Raw genomic sequence first — 19,280 nt, 5'->3', positions numbered from 1 at the left:
TTAGGCCTCTAGGACGCTTCGCTGCTCTAGAACCTAGAATTTATAAGGGGGCAGCCCGCTTTTTCTAGCTGCTGCGGTTTTTGCAGCGTTTTAACCGCCAACCACTTTACCCATTTGGAAGATGGGTAAATACATAGCGACAATAAGACCACCAACAACAGTGCCAATGACCACCATCATGATAGGTTCAATTAGGCTGGATAAACCATCAACAGCATCATCGACTTGCATCTCATAGATAGTTGAAACTTTATTAAGCATATTATCAAGTGAGCCTGATTCTTCGCCAATCATCACCATTTGGATCAGCATATCGGGGAACAGCCCTGTGGTTCGCATTGCCACGTTCATTTGCATTCCGGCCATCACTTCCTGGCGGATTTTTAAGATGGCTTTACGGTATACCGCATTGCCCGATGCTCCGGCCGCGGATTCTAAGCCGTCGATTAAGGGGACACCAGCGGCAAAGGTGGTGGCTAAGGTACGGGCAAAACGCGCCATAGCGCCTTTGTGTAGAATGGGACCAATAGCTGGAATTTTTAAGATGACTTCGTCCACTCTATCCCTCACTATTTGCGAGTTTCGGTGGGCGCGGACAAATAAAAATACGCCAGCCACTATGGCGCCCAAAAAGATATACCAAGAGGATTGTAAGCCCCGGGAGATTTGCAGCACTAATTGGGTAAAAGCAGGCAACTCGGCCCCAAAGCCCTTAAAAATATCTTCAAATTGTGGCACCACAAACAGTAATAATAGTGCTGTTACTAAAATAGCGACTATTACTACTGCTGCCGGATAAAACATGGCTTTTTTAATCTTAGATTTTAATGCTTCAGATTTTTCACGGTAGGTCGCAATACGATCAAACACTACATCGAGTGAGCCTGAATGTTCACCCGCCGCCACTAAATCGACATAAAGATCATCAAAATAACGTCGGTGGGGACGCAAAGCATCAGATAACGGAATACCCGATTGGATCTCCGATAGAATTGTCGCTAACAGCTCACGCATTTTCGCTTTTTCATGGCCGCGACCCAGTAATTCAATGGTAGTCACTAATGGCACCCCTGCGGCAAGCATGGTGGCAATTTGCCGAGTCACCATAGCAATATCCATAGGGGTAATTTTGGCATCGCCTAATTTAAATAAGGCGGCCGATTGTTTGCGAACGGTTTTAGGATTTACCCCTTGAGATTTTAACTTGCTACGAACCTCAGCAGCTGAGGCCCCCCTCAGTTCGCCACTGGTTTTTTGGCCGTCGCGGTTAACACCTTTCCATTCAAAGGTATAAATTTTAGGTTGGCTTTTTTGCTCAATCTTTTTTGGGCGAGGCTTTTTTACTGTGGTTGCCGTAGCCATAAATTATCCCTGTTGGTTGTAAAGCTAAGAAGGACGTTGCTGACAACTGTTAGAACGCTCGCATGCTCGCTCTAGCATCTAGAGCCTAGCTTCTAAAAGGGCGCAGTCCGTCCCGCTATTAAAAACTGGTTACCCGATTCACTTCGGCAATACTGGTGACACCTTGGATCACTTTTAGTAGCCCTGATTGACGCAGATCGCGCATCCCTTGTGCTTTAGCTTGGCCTGCAATTTGTAATGAATTACCCCCTTCCATAATAGTACGGGCAATTTCATCTGACATCTTCATCACTTCGTAAATGCCGACCCGTCCTTTATAGCCACCAGAACAATGCTCACAACCCACGGGTTTATAGGTGGTAAACCCTTGGGCGATTTGTGCATCACTAAAGCCTAAACGTTGTAGCTCATGTTCAGGTATTTGTTCGGGTTGTTTGCATTCAGGGCAAAGCCGTCGTGCAAGTCGTTGAGCAATAATTAAATTAACTGAGCTGGCAATATTATAGCCGGGTACGCCCATATTAATTAAACGGGTGAGTGTTTCTGCCGCCGAGTTGGTATGCAGTGTTGATAATACTAAATGGCCAGTTTGTGCCGCTTTAATGGCAATTTCGGCGGTTTCAAGGTCACGGATTTCGCCGACCATCACCACATCGGGGTCTTGGCGCAAAAAGGAGCGTAGTGCCGAGGCGAAGGTTAAACCCGCTTTTAAATTAATATGAACTTGGTTTACACCCTCAAGGTTAATTTCCACCGGATCTTCGGCAGTGGAGATATTACGCTCGGCGGTATTGAGGATATTTAAGCCGGTGTAGAGCGAAACGGTTTTACCCGAACCCGTTGGGCCTGTCACCAAGATCATGCCCTGGGGTTTGGCTAGCATCTCAAGGTAGAGCTTTTCTTGATCGGGTTCGTAACCGAGTTTTTCGATGCCGAGCTGTGCGGATGAGGAATCCAATATCCGCATTACAATCTTCTCGCCCCACAGGGTCGGCAGGGTACTTACCCGAAAGTCGATGGACTTAGTGCGGGATAGCTTCATTTTAATCCGGCCATCTTGGGGGACGCGGCGCTCGGCAATATCTAGTTTTGACATTACCTTTAAGCGCGCTGAGAGTCGTCCGGCTAGGCTGATTGGCGGCTCGGAGACTTCATGCAAAATACCATCGATACGAAAACGGATACGATAGCGTTTTTCATAGGGCTCAAAATGTAAGTCTGAAGCGCCCTTACGAATAGCATCGGTTAATATCTTATTGATATAAATGACGATAGGGGCATCATCACTGGATTCACCAGCATTGTCTTCATTGCGTTTATCGGTATCGGTAACTTCAATACCAGCAAGTGCTGCTTCATCCATGCCGCTTAAATCAAGGCCAGTAATATCTTCTTCGAGTACCTTTTCAAGGGCCTTAGCGAGCTTATCTTCTTCCACCAAAATCGCTTCGGCATGTAGGCCAGCACTAAATTGGAATTCCTCAAGGGCGGCAATATTTGTGGGGTCGGAAGTGGCGATATAGAGGCGATTGCCGCGCTTAAATAGCGGTAAGCAGCGGTGTTTTTCAATCAGTTTTTTATTTAGAAACTCTTCAGGGATGGCGCTAACATCAAATTCGGCTAAATCCAACAGCGGAGTGCCATATTCCTCATAGCAAAGCTCGGCAATACTGCGAGCAGACACGAGCTTAGTTTGCACTAAGGTAGTGACTAAGGTTTGTTTGTTTTGGCGGGATTTGGTGATGGCACTCGCCATCTGCTCTTCATTAAGCAGACCTTTACGGATGAAAAGGGTGGATAAACCTAAATGAAGACCTGAAGTTGGCATTTATTATTCAATTTGTTGTAAATAGCCTCGTAAAGACTACGCATATACGAGGCTATTATCAGTGTTACTAACTTTTGCTAGCTTATAGCCCAGCAGATTTTTTACAGAGAGCTAAATCGGCGTCGGTTCCAGTACCGACTTTATCCATTACAAAGGTAACAGAGCCAGTGTCAGTGAATGTTGCTGTAAGATTACATTTTGCTTCAGTCCAAACTAAAGTAACACCTTTGTCCTGCGTCACGTCACCGATATCGGTAAATTTAGGATTAGCATTTACTTCATCTTTAATTGTTGCACATCCAACACCAGTTTGAATACAGGTTGGGATTTTTTGTGCAAATGTAGAAACGCCTTTCATTGCACCGCTACCTTGAGCCGAAGTTACATAGTCTTTATAAGCTGGTAATGCTACTGCAGCCAAAATACCGATAATGGCTACTACAATCATTAATTCGATCAAGGTAAAACCCTGAGCTTGCTTGTTCATCTTGATACCTTTCATTTTTTGCTCCAAATATAATGCAAATTGTTGTTTATCGATTGTGTTCGTTTCGGCTGCTTATCTTGATTGCTTGCAATGAATTGCTGGTTTTTTGGCTAGCGACAATTCACTTTGAGCTAATTTTGATAAGGAAGGCCGAAACGGCCATCTCGCCTAGGTAAAAGTTAGTACAAAGTTAAGTAAAATGAAACAACTTTTACGCATAAAGTATTAATTAAATGATTATTTTGTCTAAAAACTTGACGCTAAAACGTATTGCGTTCTAACAAACGTTTGACAATGTTAGTTAAGTTGACGCATTTAAAACAACGTCAAAACATCGGCGCGCACTATACCTGTGTTTTGTTAGGTTATTTAGTGGGTTTATGCTGTAAAGGTTGGGAAGCTCGAATCTAGGACGTTGCTGCGCAACTGCTAGGACGCTGGCAAGCTCGTTCTAGAATCTAGAGCTGAAATGCATAAAGCTGGATCCCCGCGTCGATAACTGCTCCTGCGTTATTCTACCTCCTGCATCCATGCAGTCGTTCGCGAGGATGACGGCTTATGGGCTGCTACTAGAACCTAGTACCTAGAATCTATAAGGGCGCAGCCCGCTCTACTTTTCTAGCCTTTCAGTCGCATTGATAGGTCTAAGGCGCGGACATGCTTGGTGAGGGCGCCAACAGAAATATAATCCACCCCCGTTTTGGCAAATTCCGCTAAGGTGTCTAAGGTCACATTGCCCGATACCTCAAGTTTTGCACCTTTGCCTTTAGCTTGGCTTTTTGCATTCAGTTCAACCGCTTCGACCATCATAGTGATATCGAAGTTATCTAACATAATAATATCTGCGCCAGAATCCAGTGCTAATGCCAGTTCGGCTAAGGACTCGACTTCGACCTCAACAGGTTTATTGGGGTGTAAACTGCGCGCTGCATCTACGGCTTGGCGAATACCACCACAGGCCATAATGTGGTTTTCTTTAATTAAGAAGGCATCAAATAGACCGATTCGATGGTTTTTACCGCCGCCACAGGTCACAGCATATTTTTGGGCGGTGCGCAGTCCTGGAATAGTTTTACGGGTATCGAGCAGTTGTGTGTGAGTGCCAGCAAGTTTGTCTACATAGTGTTTGGTGAGGGTGGCGACACCGGATAAAGTTTGGATAAAGTTCATCGCGGTGCGTTCGCCCGTCAATAAGGCGCGAGCGGGGCCGGATAATTCACACAAGACTTGATTGGGTAACACAAGATCGCCATCATCGACATGCCAATGCAGCGCGACTTCGCCACCTAATTGATTAAAGACTTGTTCTGCCCAGGCTTTGCCACAAAAAACTCCTTCTTCGCGGGTGATTAAGGTCGCTTCGGCATATTTATCTGCCGGAATAAGTTCGGCAGTAATGTCACCGTAGGCAATGGTTTTGGTATGCTCGTTGATTTCAGTGCCGCCAAGATCTTCATTGAGCGCGGTTTTTACGGCATGTCGAATATCGTTCTCTAGCATGATTGGGTCCTTGCTTTATACATCGGGCGAGTGGGCATGGGTTAACATGGGTCAATCGTCTGCCTGCTTGCATTTGGGCTTAAGATTATCATGGCTGCGCCGCTAGGTGCTAGAGCGTCGCTTTGCTCCTTCTAGAATCTAGAATCTAAAATCTAGCGCCTAGAAGGGTGAAGCCCGCTCTGCTTTCCTAGCAGTCGCGTAGCGACGTTCCGTTTTTAAGGAGTAAACATGAGTTTTGAGTTTGGTTGGTATCGCGCGGCGCGGCGCTGTGAATCGCCACATTTTAATCAACGCCCCTTTAGGGAGATTAGTCTGTTGGTGATCCACAATATCAGCCTGCCCGCTGGATGTTTTGGCTTACCTTACATCGATCAATTATTTCAAGGCTGTTTAGATACCAGTGCCGATGAAACTTTCGCCGATTTAGCGGGGCTTAAGGTATCAGCGCATTTTTTAATTCGCCGCGATGGTGAATGTGTGCAGTATGTGAGTTGTGAAGATAGAGCTTGGCACGCTGGCGTGTCCCGTTATGGTGAAAGGGAAAATTGTAATGATTTTTCCATTGGCATTGAGCTCGAAGGGACGGATACTAAGCCCTATACTGCCGCACAATATCAACAACTTGTTGAATTGACTCAAGCCTTGTTTGCACAATACCCTAGCTTGAGTGTCGAGCGGATTGTTGGGCATTGTGATATTGCGCCAATGCGTAAAACTGACCCTGGCCCAAGCTTTGACTGGGAAAGGTATTTAACGGCGCTGCGTTGAAGGCAAAGAAGGATGCTGCTTCTAGAATCTAGGACGCTTCGCTGCTAGGACGCAGCAAAAAGCACTGTTCTAGGACGCCACTTCGTGGATCTAGAACCTAGATGGGCGAAGCCCGCTCTGCTTTTTCTAGTCCGTCCTGCTTTTTTACAAGGAGTACTATCGATGGCATTATTTTCATTACTGGTCGCCATTCTTGTGGAGCGACTAAAGTTTCTTCCCGCCTCTTGGCAGTGTGATCGTGTATTGCAATCTTACCAATCCAGCTTTTTTGGCGATAAAGCGTCGCTTAATAACACTAATATGTTGTTGGCTTTGATATTGCCCGCGGGTGTGGTTTATCTGTTGGGTTGGATTGCGTCGGGTATGTTTTGGGGAGTATTAAGTCTCGCGCTATGGGTGCTGGTGGCGATTATTTGTTTTAATCATCAAAAACAGCGCGATACCTTTAAAAAATATATGCAGGCGGCGTGTCGCTCCGATGTGCAGGCCTGTTATCACTATGCCGCTGAATTAGATTGCAGTGAGTGTTTGGAGGCGGTTTCGGAAAAAGATTTAGGTGCCAAGGTCGGGCAAAGCGTTGCTTGGATTAACTATCGTTACTACGGTGCAGTGGCATTATGCCTTATTTTTCTTGGACCTGCGGGGGCTGTGTTATATTGCACTGCGCGATTTTATGCGGAGGAAAATATACGTAAGTCACTTAATTTACCGCTGATTGAAGATATTATGTTTGCGTTTGATTGGCTCCCAAGCCGAGTGTTTTCCTTTGGCTATGCGCTCAGTGGTCAGTTTAGTGAAGGGCTCGCGGCGTGGCGCAATAATGCGTTAAATATCAATGCCAGTGCTAGGCAAGTGGTCACTGAAACTGCACTCGCTGCCCAGCCTTTGCCCGAGGTGTCTAGCGCGCCTGTTTGTGTGCAGTCGACCTTAGCATTGTTAGTATTAAGCAAACGCAACTTTACGCTGATGGTTGCTGTGTTATCACTGCTGACTATTTTTGGGTTGGTGAGTTAATAAGAAGGATGCAGCGCGGCTTCTAGAATCTAGGACGCTTCGCTGCTTGGACGCAGCAAAAAGCGCTGCTCTAGGACGCCACTTCGTGGCTCTAGAATCTAGCACCTAGAACCTAGAACCTAAAATCTAGAATCTATAAGGGCGCAGCCCGTTTTGCTTTTTCTAGCAGCTGCGCTTTTTGCAGCGCTCCAGAACCTAGCCGCTAGCACTTGTTCTTGCTGTGGTTTAATGGTCTGACCCCATGATGAGTTTTTTAGGCTATGCTCTCTCATCGTGAGCGGTTTTGAGTGAGATCACCTTTTAAGGTTGATTTTCAATCTGGACATCAAAAGTGTGATTTGATAAAGTGCGCTCACTCATAAAAATTGGTAAGACCAATTTACAACGGAGCTGAGCGCCAAATGGCCTATAGTAAAATTAATCAGCCAAAAATTTCTGATGTGATCATGGCGCAACTCGAGCAAATGATCCTCGAAGGCAGTTTACAGCCGGGTCAGAAATTGCCACCGGAGCGTGAACTGGCCATCCAGTTCGAAGTATCTCGTCCCTCATTGCGTGAAGCGATTCAAAAACTTGAGGCGAAAGGGCTATTAATGCGCCGTCAAGGCGGCGGTACTTATGTCAAAGAGCAACTCTGGCAGAGTCTTGCCGATCCTATCGTTGAATTAATGACAGCCGATCCAGAAAGCCAATACGACTTGCTGGAGTTTCGTCATGCGACCGAAGGCATGATGGCCTATTTTGCCGCATTGCGTGGCACAGACGCTGATATGCAGAATATCAAGCGGATGATCCTTGAGGTGGAAGCCGCCACCAATATCGAACAACAAGCTGCTGCTATTGTGCGCTTCTATCGCGCTGTTGCCGAAGCGTCACACAATGTGGCTATGTTGCATCTCGTACTCAGTTTAACCCCTGTGCTGCATAAGAATGTGGCGCAAAACCTGGAGCTTTTAAGCCGCCGCGAAGAAGCTTCCACTATGGCTAACGATCACAGACGTGCTCTGCTCGCTGCAATCGTTCGTCGTGATCCTGAAGCCGCTAGAGAAGCCTCGAATGAACATTTAAGTTACATCGAAGAGGTGATGTTATCTGTGCGGGAAGAAGATAGCCGGTTGCAGCGAAGTTTGCGCCGTTTAAAGAGTGGCGCTTAAGTTCCCGACTTTAGCACTCGCTAAAGCGGAATATGCCGCAAACACCATTCATTATCATGTATATAGAGAAGGACAGTGTCATGTCTGAAGATATGCTACAAGACTTAGATCCGTTAGAGACTCAGGAATGGGTTGATGCCCTGCAAGCTGTATTAGAACAGGAAGGCCCTGAACGCGCCCATTTCTTATTAGAGAAACTGATCGATAAAGCCCGTCGCAATGGCACACACTTGCCTTACACGGCGACCACAGCCTATTTGAACACCATTCCAGCGGGTCAAGAGCCGCACATGCCAGGCAACCAAGAGATGGAACGTCGCATTCGCGCCATCATCCGTTGGAACGCCTTAGCTATGGTGCTACGCGGTTCTAAGAAAGATTTAGAGTTAGGCGGCCATATTTCGAGTTTCGCGTCGAGCGCAACCATTTATGACGTGTGCTTCAACCACTTCTTCCGTGCGCCAAACGAGAAAGACGGCGGCGACTTAGTGTATTTCCAAGGTCATATCGCTCCAGGTATCTATGCGCGTTCATTCTTGGAAGGTCGTTTAACGGAAGATCAACTGGCTAACTTCCGTCAAGAAGTGGATGGCAAAGGTTTATCTTCTTATCCGCACCCTAAGTTGATGCCTGACTACTGGCAATTCCCAACGGTTTCTATGGGTTTAGGCCCAATCCAAGCGATTTACCAAGCGCGCTTCTTAAAATATCTGACTGACCGTGGTCTGAAAGATTGTTCTGAGCAAACCGTTTACTGCTTCTTAGGTGACGGTGAGTGTGACGAGCCAGAAGCCTTAGGTGCGATTGGTTTAGCTGCCCGTGAAGAATTAGATAACTTAGTCTTTATCATCAACTGTAACCTGCAACGTCTGGACGGCCCAGTACGCGGTAACGGTAAGATCATCCAAGAACTGGAAGGTGAATTCCGCGGCGCTGGCTGGGAAGTCGTGAAAGTGATTTGGGGTCGTTACTGGGATCCATTATTGGCCCGTGATACCAGCGGTAAGTTATTGCAGTTAATGGAAGAAACCGTTGACGGTGAATACCAAAACTGTAAAGCCAAAGGTGGCGCTTATACTCGCGAACACTTCTTCGGCAAATACCCAGAAACCGCCGAAATGGTGGCGAACATGTCAGATGATGACATTTGGCGCTTAAACCGTGGTGGTCATGACCCTGTTAAAGTGTACGCGGCATTAGACCATGCGCGTAAGACTAAAGGTCGCCCAACGGTGATCCTGGCGAAAACCGTTAAAGGTTACGGCCTAGGTGATGCGGGTGAAGGTAAGAACATCGCCCACAACGTGAAGAAAATGGGTATCGAGTCTATCCGTTACTTCCGCGATCGTTTCAATATCCCGATTCCTGACGATCAATTAGAAGATCTGCCGTTCTACCACCCAGGTCCAGATTCGGAAGAAGTGAAGTACATGATGAGCCGTCGTGCCGCGCTGCATGGTAGCGTGCCACAACGTCGTGAGAAGTTCAGCGAAGAGCTGGAAGTGCCATCACTGAAGATTTTCGATTCTATCTTAGCAGGCTCAAATGGCCGTGAAATTTCATCGACCATGGCGTTTGTTCGCGTACTGACTGCGCTGTTAAAAGACAAGAAAATTGGCAAAAACATCGTGCCAATTATTCCTGACGAAGCGCGTACTTTCGGTATGGAAGGTCTGTTCCGCCAAGTGGGTATTTATGCGCACGAAGGCCAAAAATACGTACCGCAAGACTCTGACCAAGTGGCTTACTATCGTGAAGATAAAACGGGTCAAGTGCTGCAGGAAGGTATTAACGAACTGGGTGCAATGTCATCTTGGGTTGCTGCTGCGACCAGCTACTCAGTCAACGATACACCGATGATCCCATTCTACATCTACTACTCAATGTTCGGTTTCCAACGTATTGGCGACATGGCATGGGCTGCGGGTGATATGCGTGCACGTGGCTTCTTAGTCGGTGGTACTTCAGGCCGTACAACACTGAACGGTGAAGGTTTACAGCATCAGGACGGTCACAGTCACGTACTGGCTAACACTATTCCTAACTGTATTACCTACGATCCAACTTACGGTTATGAAATTGCCGTTATCGTTCAAGATGGTATTCGTCGTATGTACGGCGAAAAACAAGAAGATATCTTCTACTACCTGACCACAATGAACGAAAACTACATCCAGCCTGAAATGCCAGAAGGTGCCGAGGAAGGTATCGTTAAAGGTATCTACAAGCTGGAAACGGTGAGTGGTTCTGGTAAAGGCAAAGTGCAGTTACTGAGCTGTGGCACCATTCTTGAGCAAACCCGTAAAGCGGCGCAGGCGCTGGCGAAAGACTTTGGTATCACTGCCGACGTATTTAGCGTGACCAGCTTCAACGAACTGACTCGCGATGGTCAAGCGGCAGAACGTTGGAACATGCTGCACCCAACGCAAACGCCAAAACAAGCGTATATCAGCCAAGTGATCTCCAGTGATGCGCCTGCAATCGCAGCGACTGACTACATGAAGATCTACGGCGAGCAGTTACGTGCATTTATGCCAACCGATTACAAAGTGTTAGGTACTGACGGTTTCGGTCGTTCAGACAGCCGTGACAACCTGCGTCACCACTTCGAAGTGGACGCTAAGTTCATCGTTATCGCGGCACTGAAGTCACTGGTTGATCGTAAAGAACTGCCTGTTGATGTGTTAGCGAATGCCATCAAGGAATACGGCATCGACGCTGACAAGATCAATCCACAGTACGCGTAAGAGGCAATAAAAATGGCTGAATTAAAAGAAGTTTTTGTTCCTGATATCGGCGGCGATGAAGTACAGGTTATCGAAATCTGTGCTTCTGTGGGCGATACCTTAGCAGCGGAAGAGTCGATTCTGACCGTTGAAAGCGACAAGGCGACCATGGACATTCCTGCGCCTTTCGCGGGTGTGTTAGCCGAATTGAAAGTGGCCGTCGGTGACAAAGTCAGCGAAGGTACCTTAATTGCGATGATGCAAGCAGCGGGCGCATCCGCTCAAGCTGCTGCGCCAGTTGCTCAAGCTGCCGCTTCTGCGCCAGCTCCAGCAGCACCTGCTCCAGTACAAGCGGCTCCTGCCCCTGTGGCTGCCGTGCCTGCGACGGGCGCAACCCAAGTGGTTGAAACTAAGGTTGTTGAAATCAGTGTGCCTGATATTGGTGGCGACACCGATGTATCGGTTATCGAAGTCTTAGTTGCCGCTGGTGATAAGATTGACGCCGATGCGGGCTTGATTACCTTAGAAACCGACAAAGCGACCATGGACGTACCATCGCCATTCGCGGGTGTGGTAAAAGAAGTGAAAGTGGCTGTGGGTGACAAGGTTTCCCAAGGCTCATTAGTGATCATGCTCGAAGTGGGTGGCGCAGCTCCTGCTGCCGCTGCTCCACAAGCAAGCGCGCCAGCAGCGTCTGCTCCTGAAGCTCAAGCCGCTCCTGCGGTGGCTGTTGCTCCAGTAGCTGCTGCGCCAGTGGTTGCCGTCAAAGAAATCCAAGTGCCTGATATTGGCGATGCCAGCAATGTCGATGTGATCGAAGTGCTAGTGTCTGTGGGTGATATGATCACTGCTGACCAAGGTTTGATCACGTTAGAAACCGATAAAGCGACCATGGAAGTGCCTGCGCCGTTCGCCGGTAAACTGTTGTCGTTAACCGTTAAAGTGGGTGATAAGGTTTCTCAAGGTAGCGTGATTGCGACGATTGAAACTACTTCCGTTGCAACAGTAAGTGCGGGTGCAGCTTCTGCCCCTGTGGCTCAAGCCGCAGCGCCTGCTCCTGTTGCCCAAGAAGCGGCACCAGCCCCTGTTGCTGCCGCTCCTAGCCGTCCACCAGTTCCACATCACCCTAGTGCAGGTGCACCTGTGTCTACTGGTGCGGTTCATGCATCTCCTGCGGTTCGCCGTTTGGCCCGTGAATTTGGTGTGGATCTCACTCAAGTGACGGGTTCTGGCCGTAAAGGTCGCATCATGAAGGAAGACGTTCAGGCGTATGTGAAATACGAACTGTCTCGTCCTAAGGCGACAGCGGCAACTTCCGTTGCAGCGGGTAACGGTGGTGGTCTGCAAGTGATTGCCGCACCGAAAGTGGATTTCAGCAAGTTTGGTGAAGTGGAAGAGATTCCATTAAGCCGTATCCAGAAGATCTCTGGTCCAAACCTGCACCGCAACTGGGTAACTATTCCTCACGTGACTCAGTTCGATGAAGCTGATATCACTGAAATGGAAGAGTTCCGTAAGCAGCAGAACGACGCGGCGGCGAAGAAGAAAGCCGATTATAAGATCACTCCGCTGGTCTTTATGATGAAAGCTGTGGCGAAAACGCTGCAACAGTTCCCAGTGTTCAACTCAAGCTTAAGCAGCGACGGTGAATCACTGATCCAGAAGAAGTACTACCACATCGGTGTGGCGGTTGATACGCCAAACGGTTTGGTTGTGCCAGTTGTGCGTGACGTGGATAAGAAAGGCATTATCGAGTTATCTCGTGAGCTGGCCGATATTTCTATCCGTGCTCGCGATGGTAAGCTCAAATCTGCTGATATGCAGGGTAGCTGCTTCACTATTTCAAGCCTAGGTGGCATTGGTGGTACTGCATTTACCCCAATCGTTAACTACCCAGACGTGGCGATTTTAGGTGTGTCTAAATCTGAAATTAAGCCTAAGTGGAATGGTAAAGAGTTCGAGCCTAAATTGATGTTGCCACTGTCGCTATCCTACGATCACCGCGTGATCGATGGTGCAATGGCTGCACGCTTTAGCGTGACCCTGTCAGGAATTCTGTCCGATATTCGTACTTTGATTCTGTAAACAAATAAGGCTGCTCATCTTGAGTGGCCTTTTGTTTATTGTGATCAGTATCAAACACAGGTTAAAATGCGCCCACCTTACGCGCTGGCGCATTTTCGGTTGGCAGGATTACTCCCCTCCAACGGATTGAATGAGAATTAGAGGAAAACATGAGTAACGAAATCAAAACTCAGGTAGTGGTATTAGGTGCAGGTCCTGCGGGATATTCTGCTGCCTTCCGTGCGGCTGACTTAGGTCTGGAAACCGTTATCGTTGAACGTTTTAGCACTTTAGGTGGCGTGTGTTTGAACGTGGGTTGTATCCCATCTAAAGCCCTGTTACACGTTGCTAAAGTCATCGAAGAAGCCAAAGCCGTTGCTGCACACGGTGTGGTGTTCGGCGAGCCAACCATCGATTTAGACAAGTTACGCAGCTTCAAGCAAAAAGTGATCAGCCAGTTGACTGGTGGCTTAGGCGGCATGTCTAAAATGCGTAAAGTAAACGTTGTTAATGGCTTCGGTAAATTTACAGGCCCTAACAGCTTAGAAGTGACTGCTGAAGACGGCACTGTGACCGTTGTTAAGTTTGACCAAGCGATCATCGCTGCGGGTTCTCGCCCAATCAAACTGCCATTCATTCCCCATGAAGACCCACGTATTTGGGATTCGACCGACGCATTAGAACTGAAAGAAGTTCCTGGCAAACTGCTGGTCATGGGCGGCGGTATCATCGGTTTAGAAATGGGTACGGTTTACTCTTCTCTGGGCAGTGAAATCGACGTGGTTGAAATGTTCGACCAAGTGATCCCTGCGGCTGACAAAGACGTTGTTCGCGTATTCACTAAGCAAATCAAGAAGAAATTCAACCTGATCCTAGAAACTAAAGTCACAGCGGTCGAAGCCCGTGAAGACGGTATCTACGTTTCGATGGAAGGTAAGAGCGCGCCAGCAGAGCCTGTTCGTTACGATGCTGTGTTAGTGGCAATCGGCCGTACGCCAAATGGTAAGCTTATCGACGCTGAAAAAGCGGGCGTTAAGATTGATGAGCGTGGTTTCATCAACGTAGACAAGCAATTACGTACAAACGTACCGCACATCTACGCAATCGGTGACATTGTTGGTCAACCAATGCTGGCTCACAAAGGCGTGCACGAAGGCCACGTAGCGGCCGAAGTGATCGCGGGCATGAAGCACTACTTCGATCCAAAAGTCATCCCATCAATCGCTTACACAGACCCTGAAGTGGCCTGGGTTGGTCTGACTGAGAAAGAAGCGAAAGAGCAAGGTATTGCTTACGAAACAGCGACTTTCCCATGGGCTGCATCTGGCCGTGCAATCGCTTCAGATTGCAGCGAAGGTATGACTAAGCTGATTTTCGATAAAGACACTCACCGCGTAATCGGTGGTGCTATCGTAGGTGTGAACGGTGGCGAACTGTTAGGCGAAATTGGCCTAGCCATCGAAATGGGTTGTGATGCTGAAGATTTAGCATTAACCATTCACGCTCACCCAACGCTGCACGAGTCAGTAGGTCTAGCGGCTGAAATCTACGAAGGTTCTATTACTGACCTGCCAAACCCAAAGGCAAAGAAAAAGTAATTTAACCTTTGTCTCGTCCTGAAATAAGTTGAGACTTATATTCGTAAAAGCGCCTTTAGGGCGCTTTTTTATTGCCTAAGTAAAAATGTAAAGTTAATGTGAATGTGCGGGTGTATTCAGACTGTTGAACTGCTACAGTAAAACTATGGTGTTAAGTAAGTCGTCAAATGAAAAAAATAATAATCCACTTCCTTTTGGCATCAATATTGGTTTTTTGTTCAGGTCTTCATTCGGCTTGGGCGGGTAGTTTTGTACAACGGGTTTTTTCCGACAGGGACGGACTTGAAGCGACCAGTATTCGCGCGCTCACACTCGATGACCATGGTTTTATATGGGCAGCAACCGAGCAAGGTTTATATCGGGTTAGTAATTCTAAAGTGAGGCGAATTGATAAAACGGGTTCTGAGTTACGCCTTGCAGATGAGTTTTTGACAACAGTTGTCAATATCGATCGCGATATGCTGTTAGTCAGTACCAATGCCGCAACCTATCTTTATGACATCGCAAAAAATCAATTTACCCAGATGGGGTCACCTAATTTATTCCCTCATTTCCCTGGTGGAGTGTTAATTTCTGCTGCTCGTAAAAATGCCCAAGAATGGCGCTTGTTGATTGATAACGGCCAGATTTACGACTTATCCCCCTCAACCTTAACCTTAACTTTAGTGAGTCAGTTACCCGTTAATCGCGATCTACCCTGGCGCAAGTTATTGAGCATGCCTGATGGTCAGTTTCTTGTTGCGGGTCAATTTCAATTGTTACTCCTTAACAGTGCCGGGGAAAAAGTTGTTGATTACCAATGGACTGAACCTATGGGCAGTATTCTGGATATGCTTGAGGATTCAAAACAGCGTATTTGGATTGCAACGAGTCGAGGGATTTACCGATTAGAACCAAAAACCTTACAGATTTTCCCTGTTCCTGAATTACCCGATTGGAGCACTGCTATGGCTGAAGGCCATAATGGTGAGATTTGGTTTTCGAGTCGGGCAGGTTTATTAAAGTGGTCTCCAGATACCCATCAGATTGAAAATTATCAACAAGAGCTTAAAACTCAAGCCAATATGGAAACATTAAAGGCGATATTGTTTGATAAATCAGGTTTGATGTGGGTTGGGGGCTCTGGAGATGGTTTAGCCTTACTGGCCTCGCAACCGGATTTCATTCTTGATACTTATACTGGCGAACCGCCACACCAATTATCTGATGCTATGGTGTGGTCAGTGTTTGCGAGTGATGAAGGATTATGGTTTGGAGCGTCAAATGTCAGCTTTGTCGGGCGAAACACTCAAAAAGCAATTACCGTAGATATTGAGGGATTAAAGCCGCACGAGAGTGTTTACGAGATCAGTCGCTTTATTGACCACTATTTATTAGTTTCGACCACGAGTGGTTTGTTTGTCGTGGATAAGTTGACCTTAAAAGGGATCAGTTTTGCCCAGTGGACGCATGGTGGTGAAGCATTTAAAAATAAACTCATCTATGGCACTTATGCCGATCCCAAACTCAAAGGACGGTTTTGGATTGCAACGGGTACGGGGCTGTATTTTTGGGAGCAAGGACTGTTTGAGCCGCAGCCATTTAACTTTGATGGGGCAACTGGGAATTCGCCAGAGCTTAAGCGGCCAACCATTCGTACTTTATATCGAGCCTCTGACGGTAAATTATGGATAGGTGGACGAAAGGTATTTGGTTATATTGACGAGCAAAATCTTTTTCACGATCAAAGACAATTGTTCAGTGGCTTAAACTCTGTGCCCTCAATTAGCCATATTGAAGAAATATCTCCCGGTGTGATGTGGTTTGGCTCCTATGAAAGGGGCTTATTCGAATTAAATCTCCACAGCGGTAAACTGGTTTCGTTAAGTTCACAATGGCAAGTAAATTGTAGTTCAGTATTTTTTATCCAAAAAACAACCAATGCCAATGTCGTTGCCTGTGCTGATTCGCTAATCCGTCAAGATAGAGCTACTGGGCAAATCTCAATGTTTAACCAACTTGATGGCCTAATTTCTAATGAAATGAATGAAGGCGCCTATTTTTATTCTGCCGTTTCAGGTCTGTATATTGGTACTCCTGAAGGGGTGATGAACCTTGATGTGGACAAGATGGTCAACCGTATTGCCGATGATCATGTGATGTTGGAGTCGGTATCGGTTTATTACGACAACAATACCCAAGTCTCGTTGTTACCCAAACCGTTGATGGTGATTAAGCCTGACGCCAATATGGTAAGCCTGCAGATCACTAACCTCGATTACCTTGATGATTCGCCAATACAATTTAAATATCGACTCAGATATCAAGGGGAGGAAGATAACTACGTGCTGCTCCAAGGTGAGTCGCAGGTAAACCTCGCAGGCTTAGCAGCGGGAGAATATCTACTTGAGGTGTTAAGCCAAGTCAATGGAATCTGGTCAGATAAGCCCTTTACTTTTCCCTTCTATGTTGAGCAGCACTGGTGGCTGACTCAAGGGTTTAAAGGTTTATTATTATTAGTGTTTTCGATTATTGCACTGAGTTTAGCTTGGTATCGACAGCGTCAGGTTCGCACCTTTATGGCGATGAATCAAGCGCTAACCGAGAGTGATGATCGTCTCAGGCAATCGTTACGTGGCAGCGACTCTGATCTTTGGGAATGGCACAGGGATAGCCAATGTTTTTATCTCGATAACCGCGGTTATGTCTTGGGAAGTCATGCCAACGAAATTGTACTTACTCTTGAATCACTTCCCGTACATCCTTTGGATCGGGAAAAAGTACTGGTGCAATGGAATAGCATGCTTGCAGGAGAGGTTGATCGGTTTGAAGCCGAATATCGATATCATCGTCGCGATGGTAACTGGGGCTGGTTGAGGGTGCGTGGGCGTCCTGTGGCTCGTAATAAACAAACCCAAGTTATTGAGCGGGTAGCGGGGATTTATAGTGATATAACCTTGCAGCGGCAGCTTGAAGATGAAGTCAGTCTTTTAGCCCAAGCGTTTGAAAATACATCAGAAGGTGTACTTATTTTAGACGTAGATGAAAATATTCGTGTTGCCAATCATGCCGCTCAGCACATTATAGGCTCAGAACAACAGAGCTTAGTCGGCCTATCATTTTCGCAATTTGTGCAAATGAAGGATGGGTTATCTACGGAAGTTGCCCAGTTACTTGGTCAGGATAGCTCATGGACGGGTGAGCGTGAGTTAGTCGGACAAAACGGCCTAGTGTATCCCGTATGGCTTAACGTGTCGGTGATGCAGTCACTGAATGAAAATGCCATTCACTATGTAGTGGTATTTTCAGATATCACTGAGCGGAAACGCACCGAGGCCGACCTTAGACGTCTGGCAAATTACGATGTATTAACAGGACTCCCTAACCGTTCGTTATTCGCCAATCGTTTGATGCAATCTATTCAAGCGGCTGAGCAAAGTGGTGAAAAGTTAGCATTGCTGTTTCTTGACCTAGATAGATTTAAGCATGTCAATGATTCCTATGGCCACAGTATGGGCGATGCACTCTTAGTTGAAGCATCTAATCGATTACAATCCTGTATCGGAAGTGACCATTTACTCTGCCGTTTTGGTGGCGATGAATTTGTTATTTTGCTGAAGAATGTTAAAGAGTTAAGTGATATTAACCACTTAGCTGAACAGTTGTTGGCACAAATCGTCGCGCCATTTAGGTTGTTTGGCCGCGAGTTTTATATTTCAACCAGCATTGGGATCAGTATTTGGCCCGATGATGCAATGCAGCCAGAAGCCTTCATAAAAAATGCGGATCTGGCCATGTATCATGCCAAGGAAGAAGGTCGTGGTAACTTCAAATATTATTCATCAGAGCGCAATGCCCAAGCGTTATACCATTTACGTTTGGAGGCTGATTTACGTAAAGCGATAGAGCGGCAAGAATTTGAACTGTATTATCAACCACAAATTGATATTTTGCAGGGGGATAAATTTATTGGCATGGAAGCACTCATTCGTTGGCGACATCCCGTCGATGGTTTTGTGCGACCCGATATTTTTATTAAAGTTGCCGAAGCTTGTGGTTTGGTTGTTGATATTGATCGCTGGGTTTTACGCCGTGCGTGTTCGGATGGGGCCAAATGGGCAATGCAAACCGCTGAGCCATTTAAATTGTCGGTCAATATTTCAGCTGTGCATTTCCGTCAACCAGACTTTATCGATGGCGTGAAGAAAATTCTCGATGCCACCCGTATGCCCGCTTCATCTTTATGTTTAGAAATTACCGAAGGAGTGTTAATGAAAGAGTTGCAGGTGGCTAAAGCCCACTTAATGCAGCTTGACGAGCTTGGCATTGAAGTCGCGATTGACGACTTCGGCACCGGATATTCCTCTTTAGCTTATTTACGCAATTTTGAGGTGAATACACTCAAAATTGACCGTTCATTTTTGATCGATATCGCCTCGAATTCTGCCGATCAGGCTATTGTGAGTAGTATTATTGAATTGGCACGTAACTTAAAATTAACCGTAGTAGCCGAAGGGGTTGAAACCGTTGAGCAGTTAGAGCAGCTTTTTAGCCGTGGCTGTTATATTGTTCAGGGCTATTACTTTGCCAAACCAATGTCTGTCAGTGATTTTGAAAAATATCTTCAGTTACAGTCTCCGCTTGACTCATGGCAATCTTAATCTGCAATTTATGTGTGCTTAATTGCGCATTTTTAGCCTCGGCTCAAGTTGGGATTTTATGTTGAATTATCTGTTTACAGCACTTGTGTTTAAACGTAAATGAAATAACGCGATCATTAATGGCAAATTTTCAACTCAT

At 46.6% G+C, this 19,280-nt stretch carries 11 protein-coding genes; 7 read left to right on the top strand and 4 right to left on the bottom strand.

Annotated elements, in window-relative coordinates; all coding sequences use genetic code 11:
• Positions 1–90 precede the first annotated feature (90 nt).
• From MMG82_RS05640 to nadC, 4 genes are all read right to left on the bottom strand, one after another.
• Positions 91–1,362 (bottom strand): type II secretion system F family protein, encoded by a 1,272-nt coding sequence (locus MMG82_RS05640; RefSeq protein WP_047534376.1) that lies wholly within the window; start codon positions 1,360–1,362, stop codon positions 91–93.
• A 118-nt stretch (positions 1,363–1,480) separates the two neighbouring features.
• Complete coding sequence (gene pilB / locus MMG82_RS05635; protein ID WP_172589290.1) at positions 1,481–3,190, bottom strand: type IV-A pilus assembly ATPase PilB; 1,710 nt, start codon at positions 3,188–3,190, stop codon at positions 1,481–1,483.
• A gap of 82 nt (positions 3,191–3,272) precedes the next feature.
• Complete coding sequence (locus tag MMG82_RS05630; protein ID WP_277622158.1) at positions 3,273–3,692, bottom strand: prepilin-type N-terminal cleavage/methylation domain-containing protein; 420 nt, start codon at positions 3,690–3,692, stop codon at positions 3,273–3,275.
• 603 nt (positions 3,693–4,295) lie between these two features.
• Positions 4,296–5,177, bottom strand: coding sequence for a carboxylating nicotinate-nucleotide diphosphorylase (gene nadC / locus MMG82_RS05625; protein ID WP_088586229.1), 882 nt, complete (start codon positions 5,175–5,177; stop codon positions 4,296–4,298).
• A gap of 228 nt (positions 5,178–5,405) precedes the next feature.
• On the opposite strand from nadC, the gene ampD reads away from it, so the two are divergent.
• From ampD to MMG82_RS05590, 7 genes are all read left to right on the top strand, one after another.
• Complete coding sequence (gene ampD, locus MMG82_RS05620) at positions 5,406–5,945, top strand: 1,6-anhydro-N-acetylmuramyl-L-alanine amidase AmpD (protein ID WP_241406589.1); 540 nt, start codon at positions 5,406–5,408, stop codon at positions 5,943–5,945.
• Between the two features lie 162 nt (positions 5,946–6,107).
• On the top strand, positions 6,108–6,959 hold the full coding sequence (gene ampE / locus MMG82_RS05615; RefSeq protein ID WP_241406588.1) for a beta-lactamase regulator AmpE: 852 nt from the start codon (positions 6,108–6,110) through the stop codon (positions 6,957–6,959).
• 401 nt (positions 6,960–7,360) lie between these two features.
• On the top strand, positions 7,361–8,113 hold the full coding sequence (gene pdhR, locus MMG82_RS05610; protein ID WP_011070781.1) for a pyruvate dehydrogenase complex transcriptional repressor PdhR: 753 nt from the start codon (positions 7,361–7,363) through the stop codon (positions 8,111–8,113).
• Between the two features lie 80 nt (positions 8,114–8,193).
• A complete protein-coding gene (gene aceE / locus MMG82_RS05605) occupies positions 8,194–10,860 on the top strand; it encodes a pyruvate dehydrogenase (acetyl-transferring), homodimeric type (protein ID WP_037413614.1) in 2,667 nt (888 codons plus the stop codon).
• A 12-nt stretch (positions 10,861–10,872) separates the two neighbouring features.
• Positions 10,873–12,924 (top strand): dihydrolipoyllysine-residue acetyltransferase, encoded by a 2,052-nt coding sequence (gene aceF, locus MMG82_RS05600; protein ID WP_241406587.1) that lies wholly within the window; start codon positions 10,873–10,875, stop codon positions 12,922–12,924.
• 149 nt (positions 12,925–13,073) lie between these two features.
• A complete protein-coding gene (lpdA, locus tag MMG82_RS05595) occupies positions 13,074–14,501 on the top strand; it encodes a dihydrolipoyl dehydrogenase (protein WP_011627382.1) in 1,428 nt (475 codons plus the stop codon).
• A gap of 167 nt (positions 14,502–14,668) precedes the next feature.
• The gene (locus MMG82_RS05590; protein WP_241406586.1) at positions 14,669–19,141 is read left to right on the top strand and encodes an EAL domain-containing protein; all 4,473 of its coding nucleotides are present in this window, start codon (positions 14,669–14,671) and stop codon (positions 19,139–19,141) included.
• Positions 19,142–19,280 lie beyond the last annotated feature (139 nt).

This window comes from Shewanella sp. MM_2022_3, assembly GCF_022557375.1.
Classification (GTDB): Bacteria; Pseudomonadota; Gammaproteobacteria; order Enterobacterales; family Shewanellaceae; genus Shewanella; species Shewanella xiamenensis.
Note: the sequence above shows the minus strand (reverse complement) of the source record. Positions and strands in the feature narration are given on the sequence as shown.

Excerpts from the sequence above, each read along its gene's own strand:
- MMG82_RS05640 (WP_047534376.1), bottom strand. The coding sequence starts at position 1,362 with ATGGCTACGGCAACCACAGTAAAAAAGCCTCGCCCAAAAAAGATTGAG.
- pilB (WP_172589290.1), bottom strand. The coding sequence starts at position 3,190 with ATGCCAACTTCAGGTCTTCATTTAGGTTTATCCACCCTTTTCATCCGT.
- MMG82_RS05630 (WP_277622158.1), bottom strand. The coding sequence starts at position 3,692 with ATGAAAGGTATCAAGATGAACAAGCAAGCTCAGGGTTTTACCTTGATC.
- nadC (WP_088586229.1), bottom strand. The coding sequence starts at position 5,177 with ATGCTAGAGAACGATATTCGACATGCCGTAAAAACCGCGCTCAATGAA.
- ampD (WP_241406589.1), top strand. The coding sequence starts at position 5,406 with ATGAGTTTTGAGTTTGGTTGGTATCGCGCGGCGCGGCGCTGTGAATCG.
- ampE (WP_241406588.1), top strand. The coding sequence starts at position 6,108 with ATGGCATTATTTTCATTACTGGTCGCCATTCTTGTGGAGCGACTAAAG.
- pdhR (WP_011070781.1), top strand. The coding sequence starts at position 7,361 with ATGGCCTATAGTAAAATTAATCAGCCAAAAATTTCTGATGTGATCATG.
- aceE (WP_037413614.1), top strand. The coding sequence starts at position 8,194 with ATGTCTGAAGATATGCTACAAGACTTAGATCCGTTAGAGACTCAGGAA.
- aceF (WP_241406587.1), top strand. The coding sequence starts at position 10,873 with ATGGCTGAATTAAAAGAAGTTTTTGTTCCTGATATCGGCGGCGATGAA.
- lpdA (WP_011627382.1), top strand. The coding sequence starts at position 13,074 with ATGAGTAACGAAATCAAAACTCAGGTAGTGGTATTAGGTGCAGGTCCT.
- MMG82_RS05590 (WP_241406586.1), top strand. The coding sequence starts at position 14,669 with ATGAAAAAAATAATAATCCACTTCCTTTTGGCATCAATATTGGTTTTT.